General features: G+C 53.5%; 13 protein-coding genes and 1 tRNA gene. 7 read left to right on the top strand and 7 right to left on the bottom strand.

Translation table 11 applies throughout. The features are described 5' to 3' along the window. The first annotated feature begins 51 nt into the window (after nt 1-51). From ACIPDS_RS09345 to ACIPDS_RS09330, 4 genes are all read left to right on the top strand, one after another. Nucleotides 52-128 (top strand) — tRNA-Pro (locus tag ACIPDS_RS09345). Nucleotides 129-340: 212 nt separating this feature from the next. Next, on the top strand, nt 341-700 hold the full coding sequence (locus ACIPDS_RS09340) for a GtrA family protein (RefSeq protein WP_400734893.1): 360 nt from the start codon (nt 341-343) through the stop codon (nt 698-700). After that, nucleotides 700-1,641, top strand: a complete 942-nt coding sequence (locus ACIPDS_RS09335) for a glycosyltransferase family 2 protein (protein ID WP_400735570.1) — start codon at nt 700-702, stop codon at nt 1,639-1,641. The genes ACIPDS_RS09340 and ACIPDS_RS09335 overlap by 1 nt, the downstream gene beginning before the upstream one ends. A 3-nt stretch (nt 1,642-1,644) precedes the next feature. Next, nucleotides 1,645-3,180 carry a DUF6056 family protein gene (locus tag ACIPDS_RS09330; RefSeq protein WP_400734891.1) on the top strand — a complete coding sequence of 512 codons (1,536 nt, stop codon included), beginning with the start codon at nt 1,645-1,647 and terminating at the stop codon, nt 3,178-3,180. Nucleotides 3,181-3,245: 65 nt separating this feature from the next. On the opposite strand, the gene ACIPDS_RS09325 is transcribed toward ACIPDS_RS09330, so the two are convergent. Next, nucleotides 3,246-3,848: a short chain dehydrogenase gene (locus tag ACIPDS_RS09325; protein WP_400734889.1), complete on the bottom strand. Its 603-nt coding sequence runs from the start codon at nt 3,846-3,848 to the stop codon at nt 3,246-3,248. Nucleotides 3,849-3,946: 98 nt separating this feature from the next. Here ACIPDS_RS09325 and ACIPDS_RS09320 point away from each other — a divergent pair, with 98 nt between their 5' ends. Together ACIPDS_RS09320 and eco are read left to right on the top strand one after the other, a co-directional pair. Next, entirely contained in the window at nt 3,947-4,825 is an 879-nt protein-coding gene (locus tag ACIPDS_RS09320; RefSeq protein WP_400734888.1) for a LysR substrate-binding domain-containing protein, read from the top strand. A gap of 135 nt (nt 4,826-4,960) precedes the next feature. Then, nucleotides 4,961-5,452, top strand: a complete 492-nt coding sequence (gene eco, locus ACIPDS_RS09315) for a serine protease inhibitor ecotin (RefSeq protein ID WP_166516180.1) — start codon at nt 4,961-4,963, stop codon at nt 5,450-5,452. Nucleotides 5,453-5,774: 322 nt separating this feature from the next. On the opposite strand, the gene mqo is transcribed toward eco, so the two are convergent. Next, nucleotides 5,775-7,427, bottom strand: a complete 1,653-nt coding sequence (gene mqo, locus ACIPDS_RS09310) for a malate dehydrogenase (quinone) (RefSeq protein ID WP_400734885.1) — start codon at nt 7,425-7,427, stop codon at nt 5,775-5,777. A gap of 273 nt (nt 7,428-7,700) precedes the next feature. Between mqo and ACIPDS_RS09305 the strand changes: the two genes are divergently transcribed. Beyond that, nucleotides 7,701-8,930 carry a SulP family inorganic anion transporter gene (locus ACIPDS_RS09305; protein ID WP_400734883.1) on the top strand — a complete coding sequence of 410 codons (1,230 nt, stop codon included), beginning with the start codon at nt 7,701-7,703 and terminating at the stop codon, nt 8,928-8,930. On the opposite strand, the gene mgtE is transcribed toward ACIPDS_RS09305, so the two are convergent. The 5 genes from mgtE to apbE all read right to left on the bottom strand — a co-directional run bounded on the left by mgtE (nt 8,893) and on the right by apbE (nt 15,009). Further along, nucleotides 8,893-10,329, bottom strand: a complete 1,437-nt coding sequence (gene mgtE, locus ACIPDS_RS09300; RefSeq protein ID WP_400734881.1) for a magnesium transporter — start codon at nt 10,327-10,329, stop codon at nt 8,893-8,895. The two genes, ACIPDS_RS09305 and mgtE, sit on opposite strands and share 38 nt — an antisense overlap. Nucleotides 10,330-10,457: 128 nt before the next feature. Next, on the bottom strand, nt 10,458-12,101 hold the full coding sequence (locus ACIPDS_RS09295) for a multidrug ABC transporter permease/ATP-binding protein (protein WP_400734879.1): 1,644 nt from the start codon (nt 12,099-12,101) through the stop codon (nt 10,458-10,460). 82 nt (nt 12,102-12,183) lie between these two features. Next, a complete protein-coding gene (gene alkB / locus ACIPDS_RS09290; protein ID WP_400734877.1) occupies nt 12,184-12,828 on the bottom strand; it encodes a DNA oxidative demethylase AlkB in 645 nt (214 codons plus the stop codon). Then, a complete protein-coding gene (ada, locus tag ACIPDS_RS09285) occupies nt 12,828-13,883 on the bottom strand; it encodes a bifunctional DNA-binding transcriptional regulator/O6-methylguanine-DNA methyltransferase Ada (RefSeq protein WP_400734875.1) in 1,056 nt (351 codons plus the stop codon). The genes alkB and ada overlap by 1 nt, the downstream gene beginning before the upstream one ends. Nucleotides 13,884-13,956: 73 nt before the next feature. Next, nucleotides 13,957-15,009: an FAD:protein FMN transferase ApbE gene (apbE, locus tag ACIPDS_RS09280; protein ID WP_400734873.1), complete on the bottom strand. Its 1,053-nt coding sequence runs from the start codon at nt 15,007-15,009 to the stop codon at nt 13,957-13,959. Nucleotides 15,010-15,095 lie beyond the last annotated feature (86 nt).

The following is a 15,095-nucleotide window of genomic DNA, read 5'->3' as shown; positions in this document are numbered from 1 at the left end:
GACGTTGCTGACTTGCAATCAACACAAAAAGCGGTAGTATTTTGTTGGCGTCGGCACGTAGCGCAGCCTGGTAGCGCATCGTCATGGGGTGGCGAGGGTCGAGAGTTCGAATCTCTCCGTGCCGACCAACTTATTTAAAGAACATCCCCCTGCTCTGTCCTTCTTATAGCGAAAATCGCGGCGTAATAGCCGTAAATTCCTCTCCTGATTTTGTGCGTTATCCCAGACACATTGCGTTGATAATGAATGCATCTAGCGTAAAAGATACGATTTTTTGATGGTTGATCGCATAATCGGTTAGTACTACACTGCCGACCACTTAAACTGACGCCATCTTATAATGTTAAAGCTATTCGGACGCTATATCTCTGTAGGCATTCTCAATACCGCAATCCACTGGCTTTGCTTCGGTGCGTTGGTTCATTTTTTTGCAAGTACACAGGCAATTGCGAATATTATTGCCTTTGGTTGCGCCGTAACGTTTAGTTTCTTTGCCAACGCCAAATGGACGTTCAACTCGCAAGCCACCTTAGGCCGATATATCGCCTTTGTTCTTTTTATGGGCGCGATGGCTGGATTAACCGGTTATATTGCTGACAGGCTTGCCATTCCTGCGTTAGTCACGCTTATTGTCTTTTCCGGCTTTAGTCTGGTGGCGGGCTTCATTTATTCAAAACTCATCGTATTCAAGAGTGCATGATGAAAATCTCACTGATCGTTCCTGTTTTTAATGAAGAAGAAACTGTCGGTATTTTTTACAAAGCCGTTCGCGAACACCTTGGCTTAAAGCCTTATGACATTGAAATTGTCTTTATTAATGATGGCAGCACCGATGCGACGGAATCCATTATTGAGGCGCTGGCGACCGCAGATCCATTGGTAATCTCGCTGCCACTGACAAGAAATTTCGGTAAAGAACCGGCCTTGTTTGCGGGGCTGGATTATGCCAGTGGCGATGCGGTCATTCCGATTGATGTCGATTTACAAGATCCCATTGACGTTATCCCAAGACTGATTGAGAAATGGCAGGAAGGCGCTGATGTGGTTCTGGCTAAACGTGAAGACCGTTCCGTCGACGGTCATTTGAAGCGTAAAACCGCCGAGTGGTTTTATAAACTGCATAATAAAATCAGCAAACCTCATATCGAAGAAAATGTCGGTGATTTTCGCTTGATGAGCCGGGAAGTGGTCGACAACATTAAACAGCTGCCTGAAAAAAATCTGTTTATGAAGGGCATTCTTTCCTGGGTTGGCGGCCACACCGAAGTGGTGTTGTACTCCAGAGCGGAACGTGTCGCAGGAGAAAGTAAATTCAACGGCTGGAAATTATGGAATCTCGCGCTTGAGGGAATTACGTCTTTCTCAACCTTCCCGCTTAGGGTCTGGACGTACCTGGGCCTGGCCGTGGCACTCCTGTCTTTCGCCTATGGCTTCTGGATGGTGGTGGATAAAATCTTTTGGGGAAATGCCGTCCAGGGATATCCCTCGCTGATTGTGTCCATCCTATTTTTAGGCGGTATACAGCTCATTGGCATTGGCGTACTGGGTGAGTATATCGGCCGTATCTATATCGAAACCAAAAAACGTCCCCGATACATTATTAAGAAAAAAGCACGTCACGCAGCGCGGATAAAGGAATAATTGATGCAAAAGATCGTGAGTTGGGCCATTGTTTTAATTGCCTTTATTACCGTATTTATCATCGAGTGGTACACCCCACTACATTCTGATGATTATGTGTATGCCATGTTAGGCACGTCCTTAGATACGCACCTTAATCATTACCTGACCTGGAGTGGACGGGTGGTTGCTGACTACAGCAGTGCGCTGTTGCTGGCCACCGGGTCTCGCGCTATTATTTCGGCTATGACCGGATTACTGGTCGTCGTATTCTGTTATTTCATCGTCAAAACGCCCACCGGGACATTACGCTGGCAGAAGCACGATGCCTCTATTTTTGCATTGGTATTCCTGACCTTTTGGATTGCGAACCCAAACATCGGCCAGACGGTATTCTGGATTGTAGGAAGCGCTAACTACCTTTGGACAAACCTGTTTGTGGTTGCCTGGATATGGAACATGTACCGTATCCAGACACAGCGCGAAGAACGCACGCAGGTGCTGATGCTGATTCTGGGCGTGCTGGCGGGCTGTTCTAATGAAAGTATCGCCCCGTTTGTCGTCGGGATTGCGGCGTTAGCCGTTGTTTACGATCTCTGGCGTGATAAACGCCTGCTGCTCAATAAATGCCTGTATTTTGTTTCCGCATTAATCGGCACCAGCATACTGATATTCTCACCGGGTAATTTCATTCGTGCCCACGGTGACGCCTGGTATCAAATGTCTATCTTCCAGCGCATCTATGTTCACGTGACCGAGCGCGTATTCGGGCATCTGGCATTAATCTGGATTGCCTACGTGATATTGGCATTGCTGGCCTTAATTTTGCTCTATGCGCAGAAAAAATGGCTTCGCTTTAATAAGTTCAATCTCAACACCATTATTCTGTCGATAGTAATTGGTATTGGCACCTCGTTGATTATGGTAGCAGCACCGACCTATCCTGACCGGGTGATGATGTCGACCTTTGTTTTCTTCCTGTTGGCCGTTTCATTCCTGGGGCGAGAACTCCTCAATACGGCAAATAAAACCGTTAAAGCGGGCGTCATGGCGATAAACGTTCTGCTGTTTGGCGTCTTTATCTGGTCGTTCAGCCTGATTTACACCTCCTATCTGCACGTCTATCAGCAAAACGAAGTGCGTCTGGCGATTATTGAAAACCAGCTGGCGCAGAAAAAAAGTGAATTCACGATCCCTGATTTCCATTTCCTGAAAATGCAAAATCGCGGCGGTGAGTTTGATTTCTGGCATGAAGCGCACGTGTATGGAAAATATTTTGGCGCGCAGAATATTTACCGTAAGACCACCGGATTTGACTATTCAGTGATGGTGACCGGCGAGAAGCAACACATTGATGCCAATACCAACGCCTGGTTCAATGATAAAGGTGAGCTTCTTGTGATAAGCGCCAGGCCGCTGGAAGGCCAGATCCATTTCACCTTAAACGGCAAATCGATGTCGCTCGCCCCGGATGAATTTACGTTCGTCCAGATTAACGACGATAATTGGTACTACAAGAAAATCCCTTATGGCGCCTTAACCGGGATCTCCGCTCAGTAATCCCCTATCCCCCCTACGCACTGCGCGAAGGGGGATAACTTTTCTGCCACGTTTTTGCAATCCAGCTAGTAGCCTACCGTATAAATGCGCCCGGTCTGTATTCCTTCCACGCTGCGACGAAAGGCATTGGCAACCGTGGCCGCTGCCACGCTTTCAAATCCGGGGAAGAAATCTTCATACGCTTTCGCCGATTCGCTTAAGACCGTGGGGCTAATCAAATTGATGCGGATACCACGCGGTAACTCACAGGCGGCAGCACGCACAAACCCTTCCAGCCCGGCATTGACCGTTGCGGCGTTAACGCCTTGCGCGATAGGCTCCTGAGCGATAATGCCGCTGATGAGGGTGATAGATCCCGCATCATTCAGATAATGCTGGCCGGTGAGCACCAGTCGAATCTGGCCTAACAGTTTGTCTTTTAGACCCTGATTGAAATCTTCATCCGTCATGCTGGCTAACGGGCCAAAAAAGACGCCGCCGGTCGCTGACACAATCGCATCGACTTTCCCCGTTTTTGCAAATAGCGCCTCAACGCTTGCTTGCGAGGTGATATCCACTTGCTCATCGCCATGGGTACGCCCCACGCGAATAACCTCGTGCTGGCGGCTGAGTACGTCTGCAACTGCGCTGCCCACCGTTCCGCTGGCACCAATAATCATAATTTTCATAGGCGACTCCTTAATCAGGTAAGCCACTATTCTTTACCCAATTAAAAATCGGATAAACTGGTAAAAGATTCGATAATTACTAACCAGAGGTTTGTAATATGGACAAGCTACGGGCAATGGAGGCTTTTGTTGCGGTGGTGGAAAGCGGTAGTTTTACGGAGGCCGCCGGTAGGCTTGGCATGTCCGCCGTGATGGTAGGTAAATATGTCGCTCAACTGGAAAACCAGCTTGGCACGCGCTTACTGGCGCGAAATACCCGTCGCCAAAGCCTGACGGATGCAGGTCGCGTCTTTGCGGAAGAATCCCGACGTGTTCTGGAGCAGGTGATGGTAGCTGAAAGCTCCATTGAGCGCCTGCGTCTTGCCCCAGCCGGGACTCTGCGAGTCAGTGCGCCAACTTCATTTGGCTCATGCGTGGTGTCTCCACTGGCCGCCACTTTTTTGCAAACCTGGCCGGAGGTACGCATTGAGCTTGATCTTACCAATCGGATGGTCGATCTAGTTGATGAAGGTTTCGACCTGGCTATTCGCATTGGTGATATTCGGCAAACTGATATTGTCGCCAAATATCTGTGCGACTACCGGATGGTTATCTGCGCCTCACCCGATTATTTAGCACGCTACGGCATCCCGCAAACACCCGCTGAGCTTAGCGACCATCTGTGCTTATCTCATACCGTGTGGACTGCACGCAACGAGTGGCTGTTACCCGGCATGGCGGGCGAAGTTCGGTGGAAACGCGATGCCATATTGCGCTGCAATGATGGCCACGGTCTGCGCATGGCAGCGATTGCCGGAGCCGGGCTGCTGCTGCAACCCGAAGTGTTGCTGGCTGACGATTTAGCCTGCGGCAGGCTGGTGCGTGTCCTGGAGGCATTTACACCCGAACCCCGCCCTATTCACCTGCTTTGGCGGCAAGATTTACGCCCATTGCCTAAACTCACAAAGTTTATAACGCATCTGCTGAACGGAGTGTGAAGTGATAATCGCTACTTTCGAGATTTAACTCGATATTTAGCACTACTCCTAATGCAAAATTCAGTAAATAACGATTACCATTGATAACATGAATGATATTCTGCTCTGGTTAACTACTGATACAAAGGACGAACAGTGAAAAAGACACATAAACTTGCCGCATCTTTACTTGCCATCGCCTGTGCCACCAGCACTGCATGGGCCGCAGAGCAGCCGCTGGAGAAGGTCGCGCCTTACCCACAGGCTGAGAAAGGGATGAAGCGTCAGGTTATTCAGTTGCCCGCACAAAAAGATGAGTCAGCCTTTAAGGTGGAATTATTGATTGGTCAAACGCTGGAAGTTGACTGCAATCGCCATCGTCTGGGCGCAGAGCTGGAAAGTAAAACGCTGGAAGGCTGGGGTTATGACTATTACGTCGTAGAGAAAGTGACCGGGCCAATGTCTACCATGATGGCCTGCCCTGACCAGAAGAAAACGAAACAGTTCGTTACCGCGTCGCTGGGCGATGATGGCATGCTGCGCTACAACAGTAAGCTGCCGATTGTGGTCTACACCCCAGACAACGTAGAAGTAAAATACCGCGTGTGGGAAGCCAAAGAAGAGATCCTTAACGCGGCTGTGCGTTAAACCGGGTTTCCCCGGGGTCGGCGTAAACGCCTCGCCCGGGCTACGAGGTGGTAGCCCGGCCGAACGAAGTGACGCCGGGAATGGGCTCCGAGCTAATCCCGGGGTCGGAGTAAACGCCTCGCCCGGGCTACGAGATAGGTAGCCCGGCCGAACGAAGTGACGCCGGGAATAGGCTCCGGGCTAACCCCGGGGTCGGCGTAAACGCCTCGCCCGGGCTACGAGTTGGTAGCCCGGCAGAACGAAGTGACGCCGGGAATGGGCTCCGAGCTAATCCCGGGGTCAACGTAAACATCTCGCCCGGGCCACCAATTGCGATTATTGCTTACAACGCAATATCCGCCATCTCTTTCACTTCTACCGGTTTTGATGGCACCTGCACCGCAGGTACCGGGTCGGCTTCGCGTACCGCTTCATAATGCAGCCCCAGCACTTCACTGGTGTAGGCCATCGTTTGGTCGATGAGGTGTGGGTTTTCAGTGAGCGTAGAGCCGTAGGTCGGCACCACCGCGCGAATTTTCTCCTGCCATTCGGCCGTTTGCATTTTCTCTTTGAAAACTTTTTCCAGCAGATCGAGCATGATCGGTGCCGCCGTTGATGCGCCAGGAGAAGCTCCCAGCAGCGCCGCTACGGTGCCTTCATCATCGCTTACCACTTCGGTGCCCAGACGCAATACACCGCCAATACGGGAGTCGCGTTTAATGATCTGCACGCGCTGGCCGGCCTGCCATAAACGCCAGTCCTGCTTTTTCGCCATTGGGTAGTAAGCCCGGAGCGCGGCGTGGCGATCTTTATCTTTTTGTAGTACCTGGCTGACCAGATATTTCACCAGATCAAAGTTGTCCAGCCCCACATTCAGCATCGGCAGAATGTTCGATTTATTAGTCGAGGCCAGTAGATCCCACAGCGAACCGTTTTTCAAAAATCGCGTAGAGAAAGTGGCGAACGGCCCGAACAGCACCACGCGTTTACCGTCAATAATACGGGTATCAATGTGCGGAACGGACATCGGCGGCGCGCCCACGGAGGCCTGACCGTAAACCTTCGCCAGGTGATGGTTAACCACTTCCGGGTTATCGCACACCAGGAACTGACCGCCAACCGGGAAGCCAGCGTACTCTTTGGCCTGCGGGATATGCGTTTGCTGCATCAATTTCAATGCCGCGCCACCGGCACCAATAAAGATAAACTTAGCCTTAATGGTTCGTTTGGCGTGGCTGTTATTGGCATCAGAAACCGTCACGCTCCAGCTGTTATCCGCATTTCGACGGAAACGGCGTACCACGGTATTAAGCTGTAGCGCAAAACGGTCATGTTTTTTCAGCGCGTTAATCATCTGGCGGGTGATTTCGCCGTAGTTAACATCGGTGCCCGCCTCGGTACGGGTGGCGGCAATTTTCTGCTGCGGATCGCGGCCTTCCATCACCAGCGGCGCCCACTGCTTAATTTGTTCGTGATCTTCGGAATAGCGCATGCCGTTAAACAACGGGCTTTTCTGCAACGCGCGATAGCGGGCGCGCAGGAAGTTGACGTTGTCCTCGCCCCACACAAAGCTCATATGTGGCACGGTGTTGATAAAACTTTTCGGCTGCGTCAGCACGCCGCGCGTCACCTGATGCGCCCAGAACTGACGAGAAATCTGGAAGGCTTCGTTAATATCAATGGCTTTATCGATGCTGACTGAGCCATCGGCTTTTTGCGGGGTATAGTTGAGTTCCATCAGCGCTGAGTGCCCGGTACCGGCGTTATTCCAGCCGTTAGAACTCTCTTCCGCCACGCTTTCCATCTGCTCAACCATGGTAATCGACCAGTCTGGCTCTAACTCCTGAAGCCATGTACCCAGCGTAGCGCTCATAATTCCGCCACCTATCAGCAATACATCTGTCTCGTGAACCGCCCGAGTCTTCGCCTTAGTCGCCACAGAAATCGTTTCACTACCCGTTTTCTGCGCGTTGGGTACAGCTATCTTTTTTTTCATCGTAGGGGGCCTTACTTGACTTGCGATTTGTTACATGCAGGTAAAAACATCCGTGCGGTTACGTTACCACCAGGCGGCATAAAATTAAATATTGTTTAAAATTTAAGTTGAGTTTTGAGATCTGTTATTAAAATGTTTAATAAATGTGTACAGAAAATGAGATTTGGTACTAGTAGAATGTGACGGGAAGCGCTATTATTCCCCCCTTTGTGATGGTGCGCACGGAAGCTGTGGCTTATGAAAGACCGGCCATCGATAACCTGTGAATATCTTATGCCCAACACCTCTCCGTCCCCTTCTTTGACTGCCGTTTTGACATCACCCAAGCTATTTACCCGCGAAGTGCTGGCAGGCATCATTACTGCTTTAGCGCTCATCCCGGAAGTCATCTCCTTTTCGGTCATTGCCGGTGTCGACCCTAAAGTCAGTTTGATTGCCTCAGTGGTACTGTGCCTGTCGATGTCGTTTCTCGGCGGCCGTCCGGCAATGGTCACGGCGGCGGCCGGTTCGGTCGCGCTGGTTATCGGCCCGATGGTGCATCAACACGGGGTGGCCTACATTCTTCCTGCGGTAGTCATGGCGGGAATGATTCAAATTCTGTTTGCCGTGTGCGGCATGGCGAAGCTGATGCGCTTTATCCCCGCATCGGTCATGAGCGGTTTCGTCAATGCGCTGGGTATTCTTATCTTCTTTGCCCAGGTTCCCCATTTCTGGACACGGAGCCCGCTGATTATCACCCTTTTTGCCGCCACCATTCTGATTGTGCTGTGGCTTCCTAAAGTGCTCAAATGCGTCCCTTCCCCGCTGATAGCCGTGGTGTTGCTGACGATTTACACCGCCACCAGCGGACAAGTGTTACCTACCGTTGGCGATGAAGGTTCAATGGGCGGCGGGCTGCCGGGATTAACCCAATGGCTGGTTCCGCTCAATCTCAACACGCTGGCCATTATCTGGCCCTGTGCGCTGAGTATTGCCTTTGTCGGGCTAATGGAATCGCTACTAACCGCTAAACTGGTGGATGATTTAACCGTCACGCCGTCGAATAAAACCCGTGAGAGCGCAGGTCTTGGCATCGCCAATATTCTGGCTGGCTGCTATGGCGGTATCGCCGGGTGCGCGATGATCGGTCAAACCATTGTTAACGTGGAGATGGGCAAAGGCCGGAGCCGCCTTTCCACCGTCGCCGCAGCGCTGGTTTTACTACTGCTGGTGACGGCGTTAAGCGAAGTGATGGCGATGATCCCAATGTCTGTACTGGCCGGGATTATGGTGATTGTGGCGTTTAAAACCTTTAGCTGGCAGAGCCTCCGGCCTGCGACGCTAAAACGCACGCCGTGGCCGGAAACGCTGGTGATGCTGGTGACCATCGCGGCCACCGTCAGCACCGGCAATCTGGCTATTGGGGTGCTGACGGGTATCGTGATGATGGTGGTGGTGCCAGGCCGCCTGAAAGAGCGGGCCAGGCTTAAAGCAGAAACACGGTCGCCAGCCCCAGAAAAATAAAGAAGCCGCCGGTATCGGTGATCGCGGTGATCATGACGCTCGAACCGACCGCAGGGTCGCGTCCGAACTTAACCATGATCATCGGGATCAATACCCCCATTACCGAAGCCACCAGCAGGTTTAAGATCATCGCCAGTGACATCACCGCGCCCAGGTGCATGTCGTCATACAGTAACCAAGTGATGCCGCCCATAATCCCGCCCCAGACGACACCGTTTATCAGCGCCACGCCCATTTCACGCAGGATCAGGAATGAGAAGTTTCCCGGCTGAATATGTTGTAACGCCAGCGCGCGCACAATCATGGTGATCGTTTGATTACCGGTGTTGCCGCCAATCCCGGCGACAATCGGCATTAACGACGCCAACGCCACTAGCTGTGAAATCGTATGTTCAAATCCGTCGATCACCCTCGAGGCGATAAACGCCGTACAGAGGTTAATCGCAAGCCACGCCCAGCGGGTTTTGACCGCTTTCATCACCGGGGCGTAAACGTCTTCGTCACTGCTCAGCCCCCCCATCCGGCGTAAATCACTGTCGGTCTCTTCATAGACCACATCAACGATCTCATCGATGGTTAAACGTCCCATCAGCTTACCGTCAGAGTCAATGACCGCGGCGCTGATCAGGTTGTCACGTTCAAACGTTCGCGCCACGCTTTCCGATTTTTCTTCCGGGTGGAAGGTCATCGGATCGGACTCCATGACTTCATGAACAAACCGATCCGCTGAATTGAGCAGAATGGTTTTCAGTTCCAGTTCACCCACCAGTGTCTGGTCGCGTTTGATAACGAACAGTTTATCGGTGTTCTCCGGCATTTTGCCCAACCGCCGCAGGAAGCGCTGCACGGAAGCCAGAGTCACATCCGCCCGGATGGTGATGACCTCGAACTCCATGATAGAACCCACGCAGTCGTGCGCATAGTTCATCACCTGGCGCACGCGGGCGCGTTCTTCCGGGGTCATCGAGGCCAGCAGACGGCCCGTCAGATCGCGCGGCAGGTGTTGCACCATGTAGATCTGTTCGTCGATATCCAGCGTGTGCAGTGCATCGAGCAACGCCCGGTCGCTCATATCTTCAATGAGGTCGTCCCAGACGTTCTCCGATGCTTCCAGCAACACTTTCCCGCGGCGATCGTCTTCGATCATGTTCCACAGTGCGTGACGCTCTTCCGACGGTAACGCCTCCAGGGTATCGGCAAGATCCGGCGGCTGCAGGTGCGTAACCAGCGCCCCCACTTCCGCAAGGTCGTCGGCTAGCGTGCTTTCGTCATATTGTTCGGCCAGCGTCAGTTTGCCCAGCAACGCCGAGGTGATGGCCTTATCGGTTGTCAGCAACCAGATAAGGCGCATACGCTCTTCGTCGCGCAGGCGGGCACTGTTCTTCTTCAACAGAGACATGAATAATCCTTATTCGTGAAGGTTCGCCCACTCGGATGAGTGGGCGAGTTTAAGCATAGCGCGGGGTATGTAAAAAAGGCTAAACGGGGCGCTCAAGCGTTGAAAAAATCAGCGAAGCGGCAAAAAAATCAGGCCGTTCGTGCTACGGCGTCCCTTGAGGCACGTTCTCGCTCTTCACCGACCAGCTCACTAAGCTGCCCGTTGCGCATTTCCAGCAGACGGTCGGCATGGACGAAATAGTGATCGTCGTGGCTGATGGCAAATATCGTTTTCCCCATTTGCTGCATCAATGGCAGGAGGACCTGATAAAACTCGCGGCGGAAATGCGGGTCCTGATCGGCCGCCCACTCATCGAGCATAATAATGTCACGCTCTTCCGCCAGCGCCAGCAGCAGCGCCACACGCTTCTTCTGGCCCTTAGACAGTTTCAGGTCAAGAATGCGACCGTCTTCCAGCTTCACTTTATGGGTCATCTGTAGCTGAAGCAGCCATTTCTCGACCAATTCCGGGTTAGCCTGCTTGCCTTCCGGCCCCAGTAAATGTTCAAACAGCCAGACATCGGTAAACACCGCTGAAAACAGTTTGCGATAATCTTCCGGCTTCTCAGCGGCCAGCGGTTGGCCGTCGAGCAGAATTTGCCCGGAAACCGGCTGATATAGCCCGGTCAGCAGCATCGCCAGCGTCGATTTACCGCTGCCGTTACCGCCAATCAGGAACACCAGCTCACCGCGTTTCAGCGTCAGGTTTAACGGCCCAACGGCAAAGGTATTGTCTTCATAATGGAAGGTCACATCACGCAGCTCAAGGGTCTGCCAGTGAGGGTGCGCCGTCGGCTGCGGGAAGGTTTCCCGGTACGGTGCCAGCGAGAATTTATTGAGTTTTTTGAAGGCCACCTGTGCGCTCAAAAGCGTCGGCAACGCCCCAACCGCCGAGAGCAGCGGCGTACGCAAAAACAGTAGCGTCAGGGAGTAAGTGGCAGCCACGTTGGTATCAGCCCATCCCAGCCCATTGGCCATCCAGAACACCAGCCCAATAGCGCCCAGCATCATGATATTTGACCAGTTGACGGCGCTTAAGTGGAAGGTATCGGCACGCACAATATGGTGACGATAGGCTTTGGCGTCCGGGGTAAATTGCTGTTCAAAAACATACTCTGCGCGTTCGCGGTTTAGGGTCAGCTCCTTGCGCCCTTCCAGCACCGTCTGATAGTCATTGTACAGTCGGTCTTCGGTTTCGCGCAGCGTTGCCATGTGTCTGTAGACGCGCGCCACCAGCATAAATCCGCCCCAGATGGTCAGCGCCATCCACAGTGCGGTAATCAGCAGCATTTTCGTCGACAGCATCGCCAGATACGCGGCGGAGCCTACGGTCAGGATAATCCCCTGTACCAGTTCCGGCAGACGCACAAAAGCGATGGTAATCGCGCGGATATCGCTGGTTAGCCCCGCCAGCAGCGAGGCGCTGCCCAGTTTTTCCACCCGCTCAACCTGGGTATCAAGAATGCGCTTAATAAATTCACGGCGCAGACGATAGACAAAATGGTGCCCCAGCGTGGTCAGTGCCAGCTGCGATCCCAGCGTGACCGCCATCAGCAATAAGAGCAGGCCAAGAAATTCCGGTAAGACGGATAAAGTGGTATCGACCATCTCAATCAAACGAACATTGATAAAGGCAATAAGGCCGATACCCAGCGCCGCACTAAGCAGGCTCAGCGCCATGACGCCAATAAAAGGCCAGCGATATTGACGCCAGACCAGTAAGAGAAGTTCCATCGCAGCTACCCGGACTTGAAAAAACAGCCAGCAGTGTAAACTGCTGAGAAACTACATCAAGAATAATTCTTATTTTTATTCGCTATTGAGCGGCACGACGAAAAGTCAGGTTATAGCGCCACGCGCCAACCTGCGGGTGATGACCGGCCTTGAGCGGCAATATGGCATGATAAAACAGTCGGGATTCCCCACCCCACACCACTACGTCACCGTGCTCCAGAAATATCTTTTGCAGCCGAGCGCTGCGCGTCAGACCGCCAAACTGGAAGGTTGCCGGAAGGCCCAGCGACACCGACACAATCGGCGCATTCAGGCAGGCTTCGTCTTTATCCTGATGCAGCGACAGTTTTGCGCCCGGCTGATAACGGTTAATCAGGCAGGCATCGGGTTGAAAGTCGGGGTATCCGGCACGGCTTGCCGCATCCTGCGCCAGCGCCAGAAAGCAGTCCGGCATCAGGGGCCAGGGCTTGCCACTGAGCGGGTCTATCGGCGAGTACCGGTATCCATGACGGTCTGTACTCCAGCCGAGCGGGCCACAGTTGGTCATCGCCACCGACATAGTGTAACCGCCCGGCGTCACCATCTGACGAAATGGCGAAATGGCCGCCACCTGCTCAACGGCGGCCAGCAGCTCGGCGCTTTTTTCTCGCGCCAGACGACGCAGCACCACAGCACCCGGGGCCAATGGCTCTGACCACGGCGCTTCATCCGCAAAGAGATCTAGCATTAGCGCTCCTTTTCACGTTGTAACAGCGCAGCTTTACGCGCCACTCCCCAGCGATAACCGGAAAGTGCGCCATCACCACGCACCACACGATGGCACGGCACCACAATGGCCAGCCGATTGGCGGCGCAGGCGCTAGCAACCGCTCGCACCGCTTTTGGCTTGCCGATACTGTCCGCCACCTGCTGATAGCTACGCGTTTGGCCCTCGGGTATCGTGCGTAGCGCCTGCCAGACCTGCTGCTGGAAGGCCGTCCCGCGAATATCAAGCGGCAGCGATAAAGTACCGCCGGGCTGATTCAGGCCGGCGATCACCGTGGCGATTTGCTCACTTGAGGCCGCGTCTGCCGCGAGATATCGTGCGGCAGGCAACGTTTGCTGTAGCTCAGCCAGCAGTGTGGCATCATCATCACCGAGTAAAACCGCACAGATCCCGCGCTCGCTCATCGCCACCAGACAGCGCCCTAGTGAGCACTCACCTGTTGAATAATGAATATCCGACGACTTTCCCCCCTGCCGATAACGCTGGGCGGTCATGCCAAGAATGTCGTCCGCGTGGCGATAATAGCTGCTGCTGGTGGGAAATCCCGCCTCCAGCACCGCCTGCGTTACCGCTTGTCCGGCTGCTAATGATTCACGCAGACGACGAGCGCGCCAGGCCTGTTGCCAGGCTTTTGGCGTCATTCCGGTGACGGATTTAAACAGTCGATGAAAATGATAAGGGCTGACCGCCACCGCCTGGGCGAGCGCCTCGAGGGTGACCGGCGTTTCCTGTTCCAGTAATCGGCAGGCGTGGGCGACTTTAGCGATTTTTTGCTGCTCTGGCGAAAGCGTTTCGGGGCGACAGCGCTTACAGGGCCGAAACCCGGCGTGCTGTGCGGCGTCAATATCCGCAAAAAAACGCACGTTTTGACGCAGTGCGTGACGCGCGCGACAAGACGGGCGGCAAAAAATACCGGTGGTCTGCACGGCGAAGACAAACTGACCGTCGGCGGCCGCATCACGGTTAAGCACCGCCTGCCAGCGTTCATCATCGGTCATTGAAGTATAAGATGTCATAACGAGCCCCTCCCTTTAGTGTAACCATCACTTTGCCTAAAGGGAGGAATTAAAAAACCCGCAATCTTGCTTTTTAATTTTTCCCGCCCACCAGGAAGGCGCGGAACTGCGGTGACATCCAGGTCGTGAATCCATCACCTTCTTTCATAATCATGTATACCGCCAACCCCTGTTCGCGTACCACCTGCTGAGCTTTCTGCGGGCCTAACACCATCAGCCCGGTATCCCAGCCATCGGCTTCCAGCGCGGTAGGCGCAATCACCGTCACGGAGACCAGTTTATGAGTAATAGGCCGTCCGGTTTGCGGGTCGATAACGTGGGAGATCCGCTGACCATCCAACTCATAGTAGTTGCGATAGCTGCCGGAAGTGCTGATCCCGTGACCGTTAATGTCGACAATCGCCTGCACCGCATTTTCCCGGTCGGTCGGTTTCTGGATAGCCACTCGCCACGGCTGCCCGTCAGCGTTCATGCCCCGGCTGACCAGTGCGCCGCCCACCGAGACCAGGTAGCGCGAAATCCCCTCTTGGGCCATCAGACGTGCCAGATGATCGGCGGCATATCCCTCGCCGACCGTCGAGAGATCGACATAAAGATCGGGGAGCGATTTTTGTAAGTACTGCCGTCCTGAGCGGTTGATAACCGATAAAAACTCCAGCCCGGTGCGCGCTTTCGCCGCGTCAATCTGGCTCTGGGTTGGCGTTTTTAGCGGCTGTTTATCCGGGCCAAAGCCCCAGAGATTGACCAGCGGCCCAACGGTAATATCCATGGCGCCTTGGGTCTTGCGACCAATACGCAATGATTCGGTGACAATATCGGCCATCGCCTCACTCACCGGCCACGGCGTCATACTGGTGGAATGATTAAAGCGCATTAACGCCGAATCATTTTTCCATGTCGACAGGAGCTGGTCGTCAGCGTCGAGCTGAGTTTGCACCTTTTGTCGCAGCTCGTCTGCCTGCGCTTTATCGATACCGACGACGCTAACGCGCCAGAAGGTTCCCATGGTTTTCCCTTCCAGCACGGTTGCCGCTGCTTTGGGTGCTTCCGGCGCATTGGAGTTATCACAACCTGCCAGCAGTACCACGACGCTCAATAGCGCCACACGTAAAAAAGTCATTTCCATCCGTTATTACCCTCCTGCGATCGCCGCAAGAGTACACTAATTGATTAAATTTCGGCATAAAAAAAGGGGCCGGATGGCCCCTTTTT

It is taken from the genome of Kluyvera sp. NPDC087067 (assembly GCF_044745165.1).
GTDB lineage: Bacteria > Pseudomonadota > Gammaproteobacteria > Enterobacterales > Enterobacteriaceae > Kluyvera.
The sequence above is the reverse complement of the archived record's forward strand: the minus strand, read 5'-3'. Positions and strand labels throughout refer to the sequence as shown.

Excerpts from the sequence above, each read along its gene's own strand:
- ACIPDS_RS09340 (WP_400734893.1), top strand. The coding sequence starts at position 341 with ATGTTAAAGCTATTCGGACGCTATATCTCTGTAGGCATTCTCAATACC.
- ACIPDS_RS09335 (WP_400735570.1), top strand. The coding sequence starts at position 700 with ATGAAAATCTCACTGATCGTTCCTGTTTTTAATGAAGAAGAAACTGTC.
- ACIPDS_RS09330 (WP_400734891.1), top strand. The coding sequence starts at position 1,645 with ATGCAAAAGATCGTGAGTTGGGCCATTGTTTTAATTGCCTTTATTACC.
- ACIPDS_RS09325 (WP_400734889.1), bottom strand. The coding sequence starts at position 3,848 with ATGAAAATTATGATTATTGGTGCCAGCGGAACGGTGGGCAGCGCAGTT.
- ACIPDS_RS09320 (WP_400734888.1), top strand. The coding sequence starts at position 3,947 with ATGGACAAGCTACGGGCAATGGAGGCTTTTGTTGCGGTGGTGGAAAGC.
- mqo (WP_400734885.1), bottom strand. The coding sequence starts at position 7,427 with ATGAAAAAAAAGATAGCTGTACCCAACGCGCAGAAAACGGGTAGTGAA.
- ACIPDS_RS09305 (WP_400734883.1), top strand. The coding sequence starts at position 7,701 with ATGCCCAACACCTCTCCGTCCCCTTCTTTGACTGCCGTTTTGACATCA.
- mgtE (WP_400734881.1), bottom strand. The coding sequence starts at position 10,329 with ATGTCTCTGTTGAAGAAGAACAGTGCCCGCCTGCGCGACGAAGAGCGT.
- ACIPDS_RS09295 (WP_400734879.1), bottom strand. The coding sequence starts at position 12,101 with ATGGAACTTCTCTTACTGGTCTGGCGTCAATATCGCTGGCCTTTTATT.
- alkB (WP_400734877.1), bottom strand. The coding sequence starts at position 12,828 with ATGCTAGATCTCTTTGCGGATGAAGCGCCGTGGTCAGAGCCATTGGCC.
- ada (WP_400734875.1), bottom strand. The coding sequence starts at position 13,883 with ATGACATCTTATACTTCAATGACCGATGATGAACGCTGGCAGGCGGTG.
- apbE (WP_400734873.1), bottom strand. The coding sequence starts at position 15,009 with ATGGAAATGACTTTTTTACGTGTGGCGCTATTGAGCGTCGTGGTACTG.